This window comes from Arthrobacter sp. R1-13 (assembly GCF_054161475.1).
Genome location: NZ_CP096420.1, coordinates 1,915,568 through 1,933,690, shown reverse-complemented (window position 1 = coordinate 1,933,690; position 18,123 = coordinate 1,915,568). Strand labels below are relative to the sequence as shown.

Below are 18,123 nucleotides of genomic sequence, written 5' to 3'. Positions count from 1 at the left end.
CATCCAGCGTCGCACAACATGGGCGCAACGGACGCACCCCCATGGGAGCGTTAGCCGAGCGTTCCGGCAGCAGGGCCAGTGGAGCGCCGTGAAATGAGCTCTGAAGCCAGGAGATCACCCGGCAGATGGGGGGTGCCGTTGATCTGCCCAAGCAGCTCGTGGACTGCGGCGCGCCCTTGCGCGGCGAAGTCGACACGGACAGTGGTGAGGGGCGGCATGAAAAAGGCGGCTTCCGGGATGTCATCGACGCCCGTCACGCTTATGTCGTCAGGAACCCTGAAGCCGCTTTCGGAGAGTGCGAGTATGGCACCAAGCGCCATCTGGTCATTTGCCGCCACAATGGCTGTGGCCCGGAGATCCTGGGACACCAGCGAGATAGCCTCATACCCGGACCTGGCGGACCAGTCGCCGAAGACGATTCCTTCGGATTGGAGGCCTTGTTCTGCTATGACCGACTCGAAGGCCCGCGCGCGGTTTCGGGCCGCCGGAAACGTGGTAGGCCCTGCGATGTGAAGGAACCTGCGGTGACCGAGGGATGCCAGGTGCTCAATGAGAGCTGGAAAGCCAACGGTGGTCAATTGTGAGGGGCGGCCACTCAGGGCGTCGTCCTCTTCGGCCCCGATGTACGAGGGAACGCGGAATTCGGTCCTCTCGAAAGCCTCCCTCATCTGGTCGGTCGAGGCCAGGCCAAGGACACCGGCAAGATCGTGCTGCATCACGAGGGCCAGTGCTTCCTCGATCGAAGCGCGGTCACTTACATCCAGAGTGACGATGTCGAGCAAGTATCCGGCCTCCCTGGCCGCGGCACTTGCGCCTTGCAGGACCTTACTCGGACCGAAATGCGCTATTTCATGGGTGAGGGCGCCTATCCGATGCGATTCACCGGTGGTCAGTGAGCGGGCCGACAGGTTGGGCCGGTAGTTGAGCTTCTCGAGTGCATCGACAACCCGCTGTTTTGTTTGAGGCCGGATACCCTCAAAGCCGCGCAGGAAGCGGCTGACCGTCTGATGGGAGACTCCTGCTGCCGCGGCGACGTCGTAAATGGTGGCCTGTCTCGTCGCCGGCGACGCCTGCACAGTGGCCTGCCCTGCTTCCACCACCTTCGCGGCCCCCTCGTCGTTCATACGGTCCCCAATCAGCGTTCCTGTGGCGGCTCCTGCCACTCTAATCGAGTTTACCGGAAACATTTCTCTCCGAAGGTCTATGTTTCCGGTAACATTTAGCGCTAACATGCAATGAACCTTCCCGCACCAAACCCAACGGAGTGTTTCTGAATGCAACCGTCAGTCCCCGCCCCTATGCCCAGCGGCATCCTCTTTGGAGCGGCCTACTATGCCGAATACCACATGGCAGACCGGCTCAAAATAGATCTTGACCTGATGAAGGAAGCCGGATTCAACGTCATCCGTGTGGGCGAGTCAGTCTGGTCGTCCTGGGAACCCCAGGACGGAGAGTTCGACGTCGAATGGCTGACACCTGTTTTGGACGGCGCCCATGAGCGGGGCATCAAAGTCATCCTGGGCACCCCGACTTATGCAGTTCCCCCGTGGCTGCAGGCGGCTTACCCGGAAATCGCGGCCGAACGCAGCACGGGTATCAAAATACCCTGGGGCGCACGGCAGGAGATCGATTACTCTCACCCCGCGTTCCTGTTCCATGCAGAACGCGTCATCCGCAAAGTCCTTGAGCACCACGCCACGCATCCTGCAGTCATCGGCTTCCAAGTGGATAACGAGCCCGGGCTGGAACTCATCCACAACCACGGTGCCTTCACACGCTTCGTGCGGCGGCTCAAAAAGCAGTACGGCGACGTCGAGACCCTGAACCGCGAATGGGGCCTCACCTACTGGTCCCACCGGATAACAGACTGGTCCGAACTCTGGCGCCCGGACGGCAACACTTTCCCCCAGTACGATCTCGCCTGGCGCCGTTACCAGGCCGATCTCACCACCGAATTCATTGACTGGCAAGCGGACCTCGTGGCGGAGTATCGGCGAAGCGACCAGTTCATCACCACGTGTTTGCAGTACCCTCGCCGCGGCCTGGACGACGAACAGCTTTTCGCCAGGCTCGACATCGCAGCAGGCAACCCCTACTACGGCATGCAGGACCACCTTGACGGGCTCCAGGAGCTTGACCAGCCCAACTACTGGACCACCACGGGAGTGGCAGGCCTCTTCCGGCAGGCTGACCGGCTCTACGGGTCCAAGCAGGGAAGGTACCTCGTCACGGAGACCAACGCCCAGACCATCGGCGCCGCCGAAACGAACCTGCCACCTTACCCGGGTCAACTGAAGCAGTCCGCTTACGCTTTCATCTCCCGGGGTGCCGCCATGATCGAGTACTGGCACTGGCACACCCTGCCGTATGGAGCCGAAACGTACTGGGGAGGGGTTCTGCCCCACAGCCTGGTGCCGGGACGGGTCTATACGGAACTCGCTGAACTGGGATCCGAACTCGGGAAGATCGGAACGCTGCTGGACGGGTATGAGCCGGACGCCGACGTCGCCATTCTGTGGTCGAACCCCAGCCGGTTTGCCATGCAGTTCATGCCTCCCTTTGCTGCTGACGGTCAGCCTGACGGGGAATCCTACGAGCACATCATTGACGCGTTCCACCGTGGGATTATCGACTCCGGCCGGCAGTCGCGGGTGCTGCATCTCCCGCAGGCGGCGGCCCTCGGGGCAGCGCAGCTGGTCAAGCAGTTCCCGGTACTGGTGGCGGCGGGCGTCTATATCGCCTCGGACGATGAACTTGAGCTGCTTCGGGAGTATGCCGAGCTGGGCGGCCACCTCATCCTCGGCGTGCGCACCGGGTATGGGGACGAAGAGGCGCGTGCCCGGGTCGCCGTCGCACCTGACCGCCTTCATGAGGCTGCCGGCGTGCGATACGAGGAATTCTCCAACCTGGAACGGGATGTGACAGTAAACGGTGCCGGCGCTGAACTGGAGATTGACGGTGCGTCGTACGCCCGGCTGTGGGTGGACGGGCTCATCCTGCAGGGCGCCCAGTCGCTGGCCTCTTATGAGCATCCCCGCTTCGGTGACTTCCCAGCGGTAACAACGCAGATCCATGGTTCCGGCCGCGTGACTGTTGTCGGGTGCGTGCCGTCTCCTGCCCTCGCCAAATCCATTGTCCGCTGGGCCGTCCCGGACGCGTCCTCGTCCCTAGCGGGGGAGGTGGAGCGTCCGCTCACAGTTTCCTCGGGCTCGCTGCCCGACGGCCGCCGTGTGTGGTTCGTCTTCAACTGGGGGTGGGAAAACCGGAATGTGACGCTCGCCCAGAGGGTCAGCGACATCGCCGTCGATGCCGTTCATGAGGCGGGAACAGAGCTTTCGCTCGCTGCATGGTCAACACGTACTTTCATCAGCCAGTGAGCTGGTCCGGGTCAGCCGGATGCCGCTCCGAAACATCAGCAAGACCAAAAATCACAGAAAGAGTAACGATGAAAAAGGCACCAAAAACAGCAATGACGCTGGTGAGCAGCGCCGCAATGGCCGCACTGCTCCTTACCGGCTGCAGCAGCTCACCCGCTGGAACCCCCACCACGGAGACCGTCTCGCAGGACGAGATCGACAAGGCGCTCACCACCCCCACCAAACTGACGTTCTGGACCTGGGTACCGGACATTGAAAAAGAGGTGGCACTCTTCGAAAAGAAGTATCCCGCCATTGACGTCACGGTTGAGAACGTGGGGCAAGGACTCGAGCACTACCAAAAGGTCCGGACGGCGCTGCAGTCCAAGGAAGGCGCTCCGGACGTTGTACAGCTTGAATATCAGTACATTCCGTCCTTCACCCTGACGGATTCGCTGCTGGATCTAGCTCCCTACGGGGCAAAGGACATCTCGGGCGACTACGTGGACTGGGTCTGGAACCAGGTCTCCACCGACGACGCCGTCTGGGCTATCCCGCAGGACATCGGACCCATGGGCAACCTGTACCGAAGCGATATTCTCAACCAGGCAGGCGTCACCGAGGCCCCAAAGACCTATGAGGAGTACGCGGCAGCGGCCCAAAAAGTAAAAGACTCAACGGGGTCGTACATCTCCAACCTTGCCACCAACGACCCCGCGCAGGTTGTCGGACTGTTGTGGCAGGCCGGGGTTAAGCCTTTCGGCTACGACGGCGACAAGACGGTCAGCATCAACGTCAACAGCGCCGAATCGAAAAAGGTTCTCAGCTACTGGCAGGACCTGGTTCAAAAGGATCTCGTTTCCACTGACGCTGACTTCAACGACCAGTTCTACCAGGGCCTCGCCGGCGGCAAGTACGCTGGATGGCTCACCGCTGCCTGGGGCCCGATCTTCCTGCAGGGCACGGCCGCTGATACCTCAGGAAAGTGGAGCGCTGCCCCGCTGCCGCAGTGGGATACGTCCAAGGAGGTGTCAGGGAACTGGGGCGGCTCCTCCGACGCGGTGCTGTCAACCACTAAGAACCCGATCGCTGCGCAGGAACTGGCAAAATTCATCAACCATGATGAAGAGTCAACCACCATGTTCGCGAACGAGCAGTTCCTCTTCCCCGCGTCCAAGAAGGTTCTCGAAAGCCCCGAATTCAGCGGGAAAGCCGTGGAGTTCTTCGGCGGTCAGAAGGTGAACGAGCTCTTCGCCGACATCTCCGGAACCGTCGACACCGAGTTCGCGTGGCTTCCGTTCACCGAGTACGCCTACTCCCAGTTCAACGAGATTGTCGGCACAGCCATAGGTGAGAAGAAGGACCTCAGCGCAGCCCTTGACCAGTGGCAGGACGTACTCGTCAAGTACGCGAAGGCCCAGGGGTTCACCGTCAAATAAGACGGCCCGGAGGCGTCGCCGCCAGCAGTGGCGGCGCCTCCCACCCTTCCCATCTCTCTAAGTAAAGGATCAGCCGTGGCCATAAGGTCCATTCCCGCGGGGAAGACGGCGGGCGCACGCAGCGCCAGACGTTCATCCGTCAGCAAGCGCAGGCAAACGACCGCCGCCTACCTCTTTGTGCTGCCGTTCTTCGTGGTCTTCGCTACGATGCTTGTCATCCCGCTCGGATATGCGGGCTACCTCAGTGTGTTCAAGAACCAGCTCGTCGGCGGACTCTCATTCATCGGCCTGGACAACTACATCCAGGCCTTCTCAGACCCGGACTTCCTGGGCGGGATTGGCCGGATGCTGATTTTCCTGCTCGTTCAGGTGCCTATCATGCTCGGCGTGGCACTGTTCCTGGCCCTCGGACTCGACAGCGGACGGGCACATGGTGCCAAGGCGCTGCGCCTCCTGTATTTCATGCCCTACGCCGTCCCCGGTGTAGTGGCGACGCTGATGTGGGGATACCTCTACGGCCCCGATTTCGGCCCCATCTCGCAGCTGTTCCGCGCAGTCGGCCTGGAATCCCCGAATCTGCTCAACTCCCAGAACATCCTCGGATCGATGATGAATATCGTCACGTGGGAGTTCGTGGGCTACAACATGATCATCCTGTACGCGGCCCTCCGGTCAATTCCTGCTGAACTGTACGAGGCTGCGGCCATCGACGGCGCCAGCCAGTACAGAATTGCGTGGAGCATCAAGATCCCCGCGATCCGCCCGGCGATCATGCTGACCGTCATTTTCTCGATCATCGGAACTTTCCAGCTGTTCAACGAGCCGAGTCTGCTCGACGCCATCGCCCCCAGCGCCATCACCAACGGGTTCACCCCGAACTTTTACGCGTACAACCTCGCGTTCGTCAACCAGGACGTCAACTACGCCGCAGCGGTGGCATTCCTCCTCGGGGCGATCATCGCCGTCGTCTCCTACGTCGTCCAACTGGGCACGCAGCGCAGTGAACGCAAGCAGCGAAAGGCCGCACGATGACCACCACCCAACTCGCTCCCGCCACAGGAAAAACCCCGGCTCCCGCTCCATCTCGTGGTGGGAAAGTACGTCGCGGGCAAGAACGCAGCATGCCGCTGACCATCATGTTGTGGCTGTGCGCGCTCTACTTCCTTCTCCCGTTGTTCTGGCTGCTGATTGCCAGCACCAAGGACAACTCGGATCTCTTCAGCACCTTCGGGCTTTGGTTCGGGCAGAGGTTCTCCTTGTGGGACAACCTGGTGTCTGTGTTCACGGTCCGCGATGGCCTCTACCTCCGGTGGACGTTGAACACCGTTCTCTACGCCGGCGTGAGCGCGGTCGGAGCCTCCTTGATCGCCACCATGGCCGGCTACGGATTCGCGAAGTACTCCTTTCCCGGATCACGGGCCCTGTTCAGCATTACCCTCGGGGCCATCATGATTCCGCTCACCGCTTTGGCATTGCCCACTTATTTGCTGTTCAACGCGGCCAGCCTCACCAACACCCCCTGGGCCATCATCCTTCCCTCACTTGTCAGCCCGTTCGGGGTTTTCCTGATGCGTGTGTATGCCGCCAACGCGGTCCCGGACTCAATGATCGAAGCCGCCCGTGTGGACGGAGCAGGGGAATTCAGGATCTTCTGGCAGGTCTCCTTCCGTCTCCTCGGCCCAGGGGTTGTCACTGTCTTCCTCTTTGCGTTGGTAGCCACCTGGAACAACTACTTCCTGCCGCTGATCATGCTGAACACGTCATCGCTCTATCCGCTGACAGTCGGACTGGCACAACAACAGTCCGCAAGCGCCGCTGGTGGAGGCGCCCAGGCGCTGTTCTCCACTGTCATCACGGGCTCACTCATCAGTGTGGTGCCACTGATCATCGCTTTCCTGTTCCTCCAGCGCTACTGGGAAACCGGTTTGGCGACCGGGGGAGTCAAGGAATAAACCGACTCCGCGGCCAGCCGCAGAGTCACCGGACCACATCCCCAAAGGAGGGGCTATGAAGAAAACCAGGTTAGGAACGGCTCTAGGAATTTTCGCAGCCGCAGCATCGATGCTGTCGCTACCGGCAATCCCTGCCCAGGCTTACGCCCCAGAGGGAGGGATCGTGTACCAGGTGCCCGATGCCCAGCCGTGCCTCAAGGGGCGGGGCAACTGCGCCATCTATCCGAAATCGGCTCAACTGCCGGGCGGGCGTCTTGTGGCGACGTTCGAGAGGTCAACTGTTGTACCCGAAAGTCAGGGTGCTGCGGGACAAACGCTCCCGGTCTACAAGAGCGACGACGATGGAACGACGTGGCAGCCGCTCTCTGAGGTCAAGGCCCCTGCGTATCTCTCGAGCGACCCCCAGTTTGCGAAGTACACCAGCAACTGGACCAACCCCTACCTTTACGTACTGCCACAGGATGTGGGGAACCTGAAGTCGGGCACTCTGCTCCTCGCCAGTGTTGTGTCTGGCGAGGACGCTTACTACAAGGAGCACAAGGCCGCGGATCCGAACTGGTTGCCAAATAACGACGGCGACCGCAGCGACGTCTCCATCGCCCTTTATTCAAGCACCGACAGCGGGGTGACCTGGAACGTCGTCAACGTCATCGCCACCGGGGGATGGCAGGGCGGCAGCGCCGGTGCAACGGGTCAGAACATTGCCGCGGCCAACACCAACAGGCAGGTCGATCCCCTCTGGGAGCCCTACCTCATGGTGCGGGAGGGCAAGCTCGTCGCTTACTACTCGGACGAGAATGACTACCTGAGCTTCGACCCGGCCACGGGAGTGCCGGTCATAGACCCCAACAACTCAACGGCTCCGGATTCGCTGGGCCAGATCCTGGTCCACAAGACCTGGGACGGGACCAGTGCCTCCTGGAGCACCCCCGTTGTAGACGTGGCGGGCGCCACTGAGAACCGGGGAAACGGAAAGACCCAGATTGGCGGTGGCCGCCCCGGCATGACCACTGTCGCCATGACCACCGACGGCAAATGGCTCCTGACGTATGAGTACTGGGGCGGCGGGACCAACGTGAAATTCAAAATCGCCGATGATCCGCTGAAGTTCCATGCCGCCAGTGATTTCGACGGCAACGAGATCACCGGGTTGCCCGTGGACGCAGGTTCCCGTGCCCTGGCTCAGGGTGGCAGTCCGGTCCTGATCACTCTCCCGGACGGACGGATCGTCTATAACGCCTCGGGCAGCGGTAACGTCTGGGTCAACGACAGCGGGCGCAGTGACGGCGTATGGACGGAGTATCAGACCCCGCTCGGGGGCGGTTACAGCCGGAACCTCCAGTATGTAAAGGGCACCGGACGGGTGGTCATCTTGCAGGCGAGCTGGGGAGGCGCAGGTACCCAGGCCACTATCCGGCACGGCGAGGTTGATCTGGGGAACTCGGTGGGCACCTATTACCGGCTCGTGAACAGGAAGACCGGCCAGGTCATGGGCACCGGGAACAGCACCAATGATGCCAACATCGGCAATGCGAACGTCCCCGACGTGGTCCTGGAAAACTCCGGCGCAGCGCAGAACCCGGATACACAGTACTGGCACGTAGTAACCAAGGCGGACGGTAACGAGACGCTGCTGAACAAATCGGGAGGGCGTGAAGCGGCCGTCTGGACGGGAAGCGCCACTGTGGGGCAACGGATCGGCCAATGGGTCGATAACAGCGCCCCTGGGCTGTGGAACCTCATCGATAACGGCAATGGTTTCGTCCGCTTCCAGGCCATAAAGAACACCAGTGTGTTCCTGACTGGGTCTGCCGCTGATGCGCCGCTGACCTTGCAGAATGCTGCCACGGACGGTTCCCAGGACTGGCAGCTGGTGGCTGAGCTGCAGCCGCAGGCGAAGACCCTCCTCGGGGCGCAATCCGGCAAATGCCTGGACCTTTTCGGCTTCGATACCCGGGATGGTGCAGTGGTAGATATCTACAACTGCGACGGCGGCATGAACCAGAACTGGACTCTCGACTCCTCCGGGCAGTTGGTCAATGCCCACTCCGGCAAGTGCCTGGACGTCAAGGGCCAATCAACCTCAAATGGTGCCCTGGTGCAGCAATGGTCCTGCACAGGAGGCGGCAACCAGAAGTGGACGTACAACCAGGTCACCCGGCAGCTGGTCGGGCAGCAGTCGGGTAAATGCCTGGATGTAAATCAGGGGAACACTGCAAATGGCTCCCCGGTGGTGATATGGAGCTGCAGCAGCCAGACCAACCAGCAGTGGACCATGCGTTAGGAACAAATCGGGGCGGTAAGGACACATCGGGTTGGTGCGGGTTCTTCCCGGAGGCCCGCACCAACTTTGCGCCGTGCTAGATGATTGCTGCCTTCAGTTCTTTGGCTGCGAGAGCCGGATCTGCCGCGCTGTAGATGGAACCACCGGCGACGGCGACGTCGGCGCCTGCCCGCTGAACGGCCGGGATGGTGCTGAGGTTAACGCCACCGGCAACTGAGAAGGGAACACGGGCCTGTTCCCCTGCGCTGAGCAGCCCGTTGAGGTCAAAGCCCGGCTGAGCCTGCTCATCCAGGCCGGCGTGGAACTCTACTAACGTGGCACCCAGGGCTCTGGCCTCTTTGGCTCGCGTGACCTTGTCCGGAACACCGATGAGATCCACAACAATGCCCTTGTTGTGTGCCTTGGCAGCCTTGACTGCGCCTGCGATGGTCGAGTCGTCAGCGCTGCCAAGGACGGACACCAGATCCGCGCCCGCCTTGAAAGCAATGTCCGCTTCCAGCTCGCCGGCGTCCATGGTCTTCATGTCCGCGAAGACGATTTTGTCAGGGTGGGCAGCCTTGACGGCGGTGACGGCGCCCAGTCCGGCGGCCTTGATCAAGGGTGTGCCGAGCTCGATGATGTCTACGTATTCGGCAACTTTGCCGGCCAGCTCGAGGGCGTCTTCGACGGTGAGAAGGTCCACGGCAACCTGAAGTTTCATGATGATGTTTTCTTTCTGTTTGGAATTACGGTGATCCTGGAAAGACTGTGGAGAAGACGTGAGCGGAACGACGGGTGGCTATTCGAGATTGGCGTGCCGGAGCCAGAGTTGTTCCGCCGGCACGTCAGCCTTCCCCCAGAGCGTCTGGAAGACGGCTTCGGTGGCGAGGAACAGCACTTGCTCGAACAGGCTCCCGGAATATTGACGGGATACGCCTGATCCGTGATCGGTCTTTTGCTGAGCCGGAATGATGACCAGATCGTCACTGAGCAGGGCCAGCGGCGATCCCTGGTCAGTGGTGAAGGCCGCAACCCGGGCCCCGGCAGTGGCCGCTGTTTCTGCCGCCTTGACTACCCCGGACGTGGTTCCGGATCCGGACGCAACCAGGAGCAAGTCGCCTGAGCTGATGGCAGGGGTGGTGGTATCCCCGGCAACATGGACGATGAGGCCCAGATGCATCAGCCTCATGGCCGTCATTCGCAGGACGAGTCCGCTCCTGCCGGCCCCTGCGACAAATACGCGGTCTGCCTGACCTATGTGCAGCGTGAGCCCGGCGAGTTGCCTGTCGTCTATTTGTGCGGCTGTGTCGGCAATTTCATTCCGGACGAGGGACAGGTTGAAGGCAATGATGCTGACGGTTTCATCAACTGTGGTTGCACCAGCTGTAGTTGGAATCACGTTTTTGGGTTTCCTTGTTTCGTCATCGGCGACCTTTCGCTGATGAGCTTCTTTTCGTCTCCCTTCATCCTGTCCAAGACAGGGGATAGGCATAACGCTGATTTGTGACGGTTCTGGCTACACTTTCGGATAGCTGTCCTTTTCCGGATAGCCTGTCGGAATGAGCACACCCGGGCAGTCACTCGTATCAGCGCCGCCACCATTCCCCGTCGACGGTATGTGGTCCGTTCTGCGCCCGATAATGGCTGTGGCGCAAGCTCCCCTGACTACCATCGCAGAGCGGTTGTTCGACGCTTTAATGCCACACTCAGGCGGCAGCTCCCTGGTCATTTTCACTGAGGACTGCACGGGACGTCCGCAGAAGAAGGCGGGTGAGGAAGGGATCATTTCCCGGGTCTCGATTCCTGAACTTCAAAGTTTGCGTGCGTCCCTGGCAGACGATCATCCTTGGCAGGGTGAAGCTGAGATTGCGGCTCAAAACCGGCCGGTTCTCGCCATCAAGCACGTACCCAGCAACGCCCTGCTCGTCATCACCGATCCCTGCCGTTCCATGGAAGGGGTTGCGGCCGACCCGTCGTTGGAGCTGATTCAGTACTTCTGGCAGCTGGCCGCGCAAAGGATTCAGGAGAAGGTCAGGGACGCTCCGCCGTCGTACTTGCTGGAATCCCGAGCGGCATCCACCGAGCGCACACGCGTAACGGGGGAACTGGTGGACCAGCACTCCACCACCCTGGAAACACTCCTGGCGGCCCTTCGGTCAACTTCACTGGACGATGCCGGGGCTCGCTCAACGGTCACGTCGCTGACCGCCAAGGCGCTGGTAGGGCTCCGCACGCTGAGCGACCGGACGGCCGATCTCGTGGAGGAGCCGGTCGCAACAGCTTTTGAGCGGCTGCGGGAGGATCTTAGGCCACTGACCCGGTTCAGCGGCATCAGCGTCCAGTTCATCGAACCGCCTCTGGGCGGGAGGGCCCTGCCCGGCGAGGTTGCCCATGCGGCGAGGGCGATTGTCAGGGGATTGCTGCTGGCAATGATGGAACAGCCTGAGGTCCGGAGGGTGCGGGCGCAGTGGGACTGCGATGGAGAAAACCTCCTAATAAATGTGCGCGACGACGGACTGGGTGCCCTCTCGGCGGAGGACCCCGGAATTGGCCGGCTCGACCGGAGGGTCCAGGCGCTGTCCGGCCGCATGCAGATCGATGTCATGGCCGGCTGGGGCGCCGACGTCAGCGTCACCCTGCCGCTGGATCCACCGGCAAAGCCGGCAGGTGATGTGGCCGCTTGGAATCTCGCTGCCCGCGAGCTGGAGGTCCTTCAGCATCTGGCCGCAGGAGAACGCAACCGCACCATCGCCTCCGCTCTGAACATCAGCGAGAACACGGTGAAGTTCCACGTAAGGAACCTTTTCAAAAAGCTCGACGTCGGCTCACGCACCGAGGCCATCGCGCTGGCCCACAGCCATGGCCTGCGCTGAACCTGGGATCATCAGCGGCTGTGCGCAGCTTCAGCTATCCCTTTGGGTAGATGATGACGGTTTTCCACTTCCTCCTTGCCGTACACATGTTCCTCGCCACCTTCCCGGCCCCTTCACGACGTGATTTGTCACCACATCAGGAGGTTTCATGGATCCACACGGTCATGTCTGACTGGCCACGGTTCGCCCAGGAAAAGTAAGGTACAGCCGTCAGCGCCAGCGGTGCAGGGTCAATTGGCGACGTCGGATAGAGGTCCCCGTCATCGGATGAACTGAGGGCAGTTGCGGCGGCATGCAGAGTGACGGCTCCGGTTCGGTCGTCGGCAACCGCCGTCAAATCGCTGGACCGGGGCAGGGAGATAGTGCTTACCGGCACGGTGTGGTCCACTCCTTCAAGGCAGTAGACAAGCGGTCCCCAGGCCAGAGACACTTTGCCGATCGCCGAGGCCACCTTGGCGTTTGCCCAGGTCCGCCGGGGCGCAAGATTCAGGTCCAGGATCAAGGTGTCGCCGTCATCCCAGGTTCGGGTCAGGGATAAATAACCGTCTCGAACATCCGTTGTGTCCAAGGGCAGGCCGTTGAGCGTGGCCACTGGCCTGCTCCAAGACGGGATGCGCACGGAAAGGGTGAAGGCCACTGCTCCTGGTGTGCCCACGATGACCTCCGTTTTGCCGTGTCGTGGGTACTCGGTTATCTGCCTGAGGGTGATGTCGCCATCGTCCAAGGCGAATTGTGCGGTGCCGGCGATGAACAGATTGATCAAAGCTTCGTTGCTCCCTTGGGAGTAGGCGTACCGTCCGAGCTCGCTCAGGAGCCGGGCCAGGTTTGGCGGGCAGCAGGCCACCCCGAACCATTCCTGACGGTGCACACCGCCCTTGCTGGCAAGGGGATTCCCATAAAAGTAGTGCGTTCCCTCCGCAGAGGCGCCACTCAAGACTCCGTTGTAGAGGGCACGTTCCAGGACATCTACGCAGCGTCCGTCGTGACGCGTGTTGGCCATCCGCTGGGCCCACTGAACCAGACCGATGGCGGCGCACGTCTCAGCGTAAGCATCTTCGTTCGGGAGGTCGTAGTCGAGGCCGAATCCCTCGATGGAGTGATCAGAGCCGATGCCGCCAGTGATGTAGAGCTTTTTGCTGGTCAGGCTCTCCCAGAGCACGTCGCAGGCTTTGGCGAGTTCAGTATCGCCGTATTCGGCTGCAAGGTCAGTCAGAGCGGAATACATGTAGACAGCCCGCACCGAATGCCCGACTGCCTCCTCCTGAAGAGCGACAGGTTGATGGCTCTGGTTGTATTCACGGAAACGCTGGACTTGCCCGGGCCGCTGCGGGAACATTCCGGCGAAGTAGCCCTCGTTGCCACGGCGCTCCTTTTCAAGGTCGAAGTAGAACGGCTGCTGCCCGCGGTTCGTGATCAGCTGATGGCTCAGTTCGAGATACCGGCGCTCCCCGGTGGCACGGTAGAGCTTGACCAGGGCAAGCTCGATTTCCTGGTGCCCGTCGTAGCCGCCTTCACACTGCCCTCCGGGGCCGAACGTGGCGGCAATGAGGTCCACATAGCGTCGAACTACCCCCAGGAGACTGGTTTTGCCCGTGGCCTGGTAGTGGGCAACGCCGGCTTCAATCAGATGCCCGGCACAGTACAGTTCGTGGCCGTCCCTCAGGTCGGTGAACCGATCACCCGGGCGAACCACAGTGAAGTAGACGTTTAGATAGCCGTCCTCCTGCTGGGCGCCCTCCAGAAGCTCGATCGCCTCGTCCACGGCAGCTTCAAGTTCCGGATCCGCGGAAGTGGCCAGGCAGTAGCTTGCGGCTTCGATCCATTTGGCTACATCGCTTTCCCAGAAGATGTGTGGCTCAGGCTCCCCGGTCTTCCAGGCCAGCTTCAGTGCCTCAAACTGACCACCTTTGCGCATCTGCTCTTCCTGCTGGGGCAAGGTCCGGCTGCGCACGACTTCACGTTTCGGCGACCAGAAGCGGTCATCAATAACGACAGCCGCAAGGGGCAGCGGAGACAGGAGGCGCCCGGTCCGGGCAAAGGCTGGGGATGCCATGGTCTGATCCTTAGAAGTATGAAAAAGCCTTTCGAAAAGCTTTTCGAAAGGCTTTTCGAAGCCCAAATGTAGTAGCGTGGATCTTCAACTGTCAAGGGAAAGGGAAGCGTTCATGGGAGTTCAACCATTCGGCACGGCACCCCACAAAAGCCCAACGCTGGCAGATGTGGCAGCCGCCGCCGGAGTTTCAATAGCGACCGCTTCAAAAGCGCTAAGCAATCGCTACGACGTCGCCGAGACAACAAAGGCGCGCGTTCTCAAGGCTTCCGAGGAGCTTTCGTTTTCACCGAACCTCCTGGCCCGCGGCCTGCTCGGTGGCCGAACCCAGTCTGTTGGAATCATCACGAGCGATCTTGAAGGCCGGTTTTCACTCCCGATCATGATTGGAGCTGAAGGCGCCATGGCCGCCGACAGGTCCACGGTACTGCTATCCAATTCGCGGGGAAATCAGGAGCTGGAACTACAACACGCCAAAGCGCTATTGAGCCGCCGTGTCGATGGTCTGCTCCTCGTCGGCGATGCTCCTGAGCCCAGGCTGCCGCTGCGCCTTCAGACAGCCGTGCCCGTCGTTTACGTCTACGCTCCGTCATTGGATCCTGCCGACACGTCCTTCGTCTGCGACAACGCTGCATCCGCGAAGCTGGCCACTGAAAGACTTATCAGTGCCGGCCGAAGAAGGATTGTGCATCTGGGAGGTCCAGCGCAGTCGTTGGCCGCAATTGACCGTGCCGAAGGAACACGTCTGGCTGCAACCGCAGCGGGACTGGAACTCGCTGGGGGCGCACCTGCGATGGGGGATTGGCACGAAACCTGGGGCTGGTCCTCGGTGCATCGGCTCCTCGACCAAGCACGGGAATTTGATGCGCTCGTTTGCGGTAACGATCAAATTGCCCGTGGAGCAATGGACGCGTTGGAAGCGCGAGGGCTTAGCGTGCCCGGAGACGTTGCAGTGGTCGGGTTCGATAACTGGTCAGTGCTGTGCGCGGATGTGCGACGGCCGTTCTCCAGCATCGATTTGAACCTGGATGCGCTCGGGCGTGCGGCCGTCCAAGCACTCATCACCCCCGGCGGACCTGTTGCGGGAATCCACAAACTCCCCGGCCGCCTCGTGGACCGGGGGAGCATTGAGTGACCTTTTATTCCTGAAATCAATAGAGGAAGCCTCTGCCGATTGGTAGAGGCTTCCTCTCTTTGAGGCCGATGCCGGCTGCCCCCCTTGACAAAATAAATGAGTGAACTCATAATTGAGTGAGCTCGTCTATTTGATTGGGCCGCATGCCCATTCACTCAACTTCCACCAACCAGGAGCAGGCAGCATGAGAGCGTTCGTCATCAAGGAGTACAAGGGTCCACTCGAGGAATCGGATGTTCCCGAGCCAACGGTGGGGGAGCGTGATGTTCTCGTGCGGGTGCAGGCTGCAGGCCTGAACGTGCTCGATGAGAAGATCCGTGCGGGCCAGTTCAAGCAGATCCTGCCCTACAGGCTGCCTTTGATTCCTGGCAATGACGTGGCCGGAACCGTAATCCGGGTAGGCGCCGCCGTACTCGCATTCAAGCCGGGGGACGAGGTTTACGCCCGGCCGGATCAGGACCGTATCGGCACATTCGCCGAGCGGATCGCCGTCGACGAGGCTGATCTGGCTCTCAAGCCGGAATCGATCAGTATGGAGGAGGCCGGATCCTTGCCCTTGGTGGCATTAACCGCATGGCAGGCCCTCGTTGAGCGCGCCAATGTCCAGCCGGGACAGAAGGTCCTCATCCACGCCGGCGCCGGGGGAGTCGGTTCGATCGCGATCCAGCTCGCGAAGCATCTGGGTGCAACCGTCGCCACCACCGCAAGTGCCGGGAACCTGGACTTCGTGCGCGGACTCGGCGCAGACATCGCCATCGACTACCGTGGCCAGGACTTCGAACAGCTTCTGAGCGGCTACGACCTTGTGCTGGACAGCCTCGGCGGCGAGACCCTTCAAAAATCGCTGCGGGTGCTGCGGCCCGGCGGTAAGGCAATCGGGATTACCGGACCTCCGGACCCGGCATTTGCCCGTGAAGCAGGCCTGAATCCGCTGCTGCGCCTCGCCATCACAGGCCTCAGCGCTGGCATCCGCCGTCAGGCCAGGAAGCTGGGCGTCAGCTACGAGTTCCTGTTCATGCGCGCCAGCGGTGACCAGTTGCGCCAGATCACCGCCCTCATCGACAGCGGTGCACTGCGCCCTATCGTCGGACGGGTTTTCCCCTTCGACCAGACTGCCCAGGCCCTTCAGGGCCTTGAAAAGGGCGGGATTCGCGGCAAAGCAGTCATCAGCAACAGCTAGCCCTGCCTGGAACCAAGCGAGGCATGCCCCTCGCCCAGCACAATCAACAACTCTTCTCATAGGAGCACCATCATGAATGCCTTGAATGCACCCGTCATCACCTCTTACGCCAAAACACCGGCCCGCACCATCACCGCCGGCGGCGTCACCTTCGCCTACCGCGAGCTCGGCCCGAAGGGCGGCATCCCCGTCGTCTTCTTCGTGCACCTCGCCGCGACCCTCGACAACTGGGACCCACGCATCGTCGACCCGATCGCGAAGAACCGCCACGTCATCACCTTCGACAACCGCGGCATCGGCGCGTCCACCGGCCAGGTGCCCGACAGCGTCGAGGCGATGGCCGACGACGCCTACACCTTCATCCGAGCACTCGGCTTCGACAAGATCGACATCTTCTCGTTCTCCCTCGGCGGCATGGTCGCCCAGGCCCTCGTGGTCAAGCACCCCGAGCTCGTGCGCAAGCTCGTGCTCACCGGCACGGGGCCAGCCGGCGGCAAGGACATCGACAAGGTCGCCGGAATCACGTACTTGGACATCCTGCGCGCGACGCTGACCCGGTCCGACCCGAAGGAATTCCTGTTCTTCAACCGCGACGCCACCGGCAAGCCGGCCGGCAAGGCGTTTGTGAAGCGGCTCCAGGAGCGCACCGTCGACCGTGACGCCCCGGCCACGGTGAAGGTGCTCCAGACGCAGCTGAAGGCGATCAAGAAGTGGGGCCGCTCGGCGCCCGCCGACCTGTCGAAGCTCACCCAGCCCACCCTGATCGCCAACGGCGACAACGACCGGATGGTGCCCTCGGTACTCTCCAACGACCTGCACCGCCGCATCAGCGGATCCGAGCTGATCATCTACCCCGACTCCGGCCACGGCGGCATCTTCCAGTTCCACGACCGGTTCGCGCCCGTCGCGGTTGAGTTCCTCGCCCGCTGAGCCGGCATCCGAAGTCACCCGAAGGAAAAGCCATGACCACCACAACTCCGTACACGAAGAAGCCGTTCGCATCATCGATCCTGCTCTGGATGCGCACCGACCAGCCCCGGCAGGCCGGCATGAACCACTGGAAGGGCCCGCACGCGAAGCTCCTCTCGGATAGCCCGGGGTTCGATGAGTACCGGCAGAACCATCTCGCCGCCTCCAACCCCGGGCTCTGGCCCGCAACCCCCGGCGTCGAGACCACGATTCCCGCGGACCGCAGGATCGACGGCGTCGCCGAAGTCACGTTCCAGTCCGCTCTGTCGCCGCTGTTCGGCAGGAAGCAGACCCGCCTCGCCTACAAGGACGAGATCAACGTGTTCCGGCGCACCATCCTCTATGCCGGGCCGCCGAACTCGACCCGCTGGTACCACGTCGCCCGGCCCAACGAGCAGACCGGGGCTCGAGCCCTGGTCTATCTCAGGAGACGAGACGGAGTCGGCACCCGACAGTTCCGGAAGTACATCGCCGACGAGCTCGTGCCAGTGCTCGCGAAAACGAGCATGCTGAGCGAGCTGCGAACTCAGGTGTTCATGCCCTGGAACCAGAAGCTCTGGGACTCGCCGGATGTCGCGCACGACAATCCCACCGACCAGCGGCTCCACGCCTCGCTGACCCTCGGCTTCGCCGACGCATCTGCTCGGGCGGCGTTCTTCGACAGCGATGACGTGAAGAAGCTGTCAGGGCCGCTGTCGGCATTCGCCTCCGCCGTGCACGCCTACGACCTCTCCGACGCGCTGACCTTCGTGAAGGACGGGCGCATACTCCCGCACTACGAGGCGTAGACGCCGGCGGTCTTCCTCGGTACCAGGATGGCTGCGTGAAAGAATGAACGAAGGCAGATTCGAGCTAAACAGTTCTGACTAAGCTCCGTAACCAGCAAAATCAGAATACTTTTCCGGA

14 protein-coding genes are annotated in these 18,123 nt (G+C 61.6%); 10 read left to right on the top strand and 4 right to left on the bottom strand.

Annotation, left to right across the window (positions count from 1 at the left end):
* Positions 1-50: 50 nt before the first annotated feature.
* On the bottom strand, positions 51-1,124 hold the full coding sequence (locus M1D88_RS08815; RefSeq protein ID WP_458114136.1) for a LacI family DNA-binding transcriptional regulator: 1,074 nt from the start codon (positions 1,122-1,124) through the stop codon (positions 51-53).
* Between the two features lie 150 nt (positions 1,125-1,274).
* On the opposite strand from M1D88_RS08815, the gene M1D88_RS08810 reads away from it, so the two are divergent.
* The 5 genes from M1D88_RS08810 to M1D88_RS08790 all read left to right on the top strand — a co-directional run bounded on the left by M1D88_RS08810 (position 1,275) and on the right by M1D88_RS08790 (position 9,031).
* A complete protein-coding gene (locus M1D88_RS08810; RefSeq protein WP_458114135.1) occupies positions 1,275-3,377 on the top strand; it encodes a beta-galactosidase in 2,103 nt (700 codons plus the stop codon).
* A gap of 68 nt (positions 3,378-3,445) precedes the next feature.
* Entirely contained in the window at positions 3,446-4,795 is a 1,350-nt protein-coding gene (locus tag M1D88_RS08805; RefSeq protein WP_458114134.1) for an ABC transporter substrate-binding protein, read from the top strand.
* Positions 4,796-4,870: 75 nt separating this feature from the next.
* Positions 4,871-5,827 (top strand): carbohydrate ABC transporter permease, encoded by a 957-nt coding sequence (locus M1D88_RS08800; protein ID WP_458114133.1) that lies wholly within the window; start codon positions 4,871-4,873, stop codon positions 5,825-5,827.
* Positions 5,824-6,747, top strand: coding sequence for a carbohydrate ABC transporter permease (locus tag M1D88_RS08795; protein ID WP_458114132.1), 924 nt, complete (start codon positions 5,824-5,826; stop codon positions 6,745-6,747). Before M1D88_RS08800 ends, M1D88_RS08795 begins: the two co-directional genes overlap by 4 nt.
* Before the next feature lie 55 nt (positions 6,748-6,802).
* Entirely contained in the window at positions 6,803-9,031 is a 2,229-nt protein-coding gene (locus tag M1D88_RS08790; protein WP_458114131.1) for an RICIN domain-containing protein, read from the top strand.
* Between the two features lie 76 nt (positions 9,032-9,107).
* On the opposite strand, the gene hxlA is transcribed toward M1D88_RS08790, so the two are convergent.
* Both hxlA and hxlB read right to left on the bottom strand, forming a co-directional pair.
* A complete protein-coding gene (gene hxlA / locus M1D88_RS08785; protein ID WP_458114130.1) occupies positions 9,108-9,731 on the bottom strand; it encodes a 3-hexulose-6-phosphate synthase in 624 nt (207 codons plus the stop codon).
* Positions 9,732-9,809: 78 nt separating this feature from the next.
* On the bottom strand, positions 9,810-10,406 hold the full coding sequence (gene hxlB, locus M1D88_RS08780; RefSeq protein ID WP_458114479.1) for a 6-phospho-3-hexuloisomerase: 597 nt from the start codon (positions 10,404-10,406) through the stop codon (positions 9,810-9,812).
* 220 nt (positions 10,407-10,626) lie between these two features.
* Here hxlB and M1D88_RS08775 point away from each other — a divergent pair, with 220 nt between their 5' ends.
* A complete protein-coding gene (locus M1D88_RS08775; RefSeq protein WP_458114478.1) occupies positions 10,627-11,883 on the top strand; it encodes a LuxR C-terminal-related transcriptional regulator in 1,257 nt (418 codons plus the stop codon).
* A gap of 136 nt (positions 11,884-12,019) precedes the next feature.
* On the opposite strand, the gene M1D88_RS08770 is transcribed toward M1D88_RS08775, so the two are convergent.
* Positions 12,020-13,936: a glycoside hydrolase family 127 protein gene (locus M1D88_RS08770; protein ID WP_458114129.1), complete on the bottom strand. Its 1,917-nt coding sequence runs from the start codon at positions 13,934-13,936 to the stop codon at positions 12,020-12,022.
* Between the two features lie 112 nt (positions 13,937-14,048).
* Between M1D88_RS08770 and M1D88_RS08765 the strand changes: the two genes are divergently transcribed.
* The 4 genes from M1D88_RS08765 to M1D88_RS08750 all read left to right on the top strand — a co-directional run bounded on the left by M1D88_RS08765 (position 14,049) and on the right by M1D88_RS08750 (position 18,005).
* Positions 14,049-15,068 (top strand): LacI family DNA-binding transcriptional regulator, encoded by a 1,020-nt coding sequence (locus M1D88_RS08765; RefSeq protein WP_458114128.1) that lies wholly within the window; start codon positions 14,049-14,051, stop codon positions 15,066-15,068.
* A 184-nt stretch (positions 15,069-15,252) separates the two neighbouring features.
* Positions 15,253-16,248 (top strand): NADP-dependent oxidoreductase, encoded by a 996-nt coding sequence (locus M1D88_RS08760; RefSeq protein ID WP_458114127.1) that lies wholly within the window; start codon positions 15,253-15,255, stop codon positions 16,246-16,248.
* Between the two features lie 72 nt (positions 16,249-16,320).
* Positions 16,321-17,178: an alpha/beta fold hydrolase gene (locus M1D88_RS08755; RefSeq protein ID WP_458114126.1), complete on the top strand. Its 858-nt coding sequence runs from the start codon at positions 16,321-16,323 to the stop codon at positions 17,176-17,178.
* 32 nt (positions 17,179-17,210) lie between these two features.
* Positions 17,211-18,005: a strictosidine synthase gene (locus tag M1D88_RS08750; RefSeq protein ID WP_458114125.1), complete on the top strand. Its 795-nt coding sequence runs from the start codon at positions 17,211-17,213 to the stop codon at positions 18,003-18,005.
* Positions 18,006-18,123 lie beyond the last annotated feature (118 nt).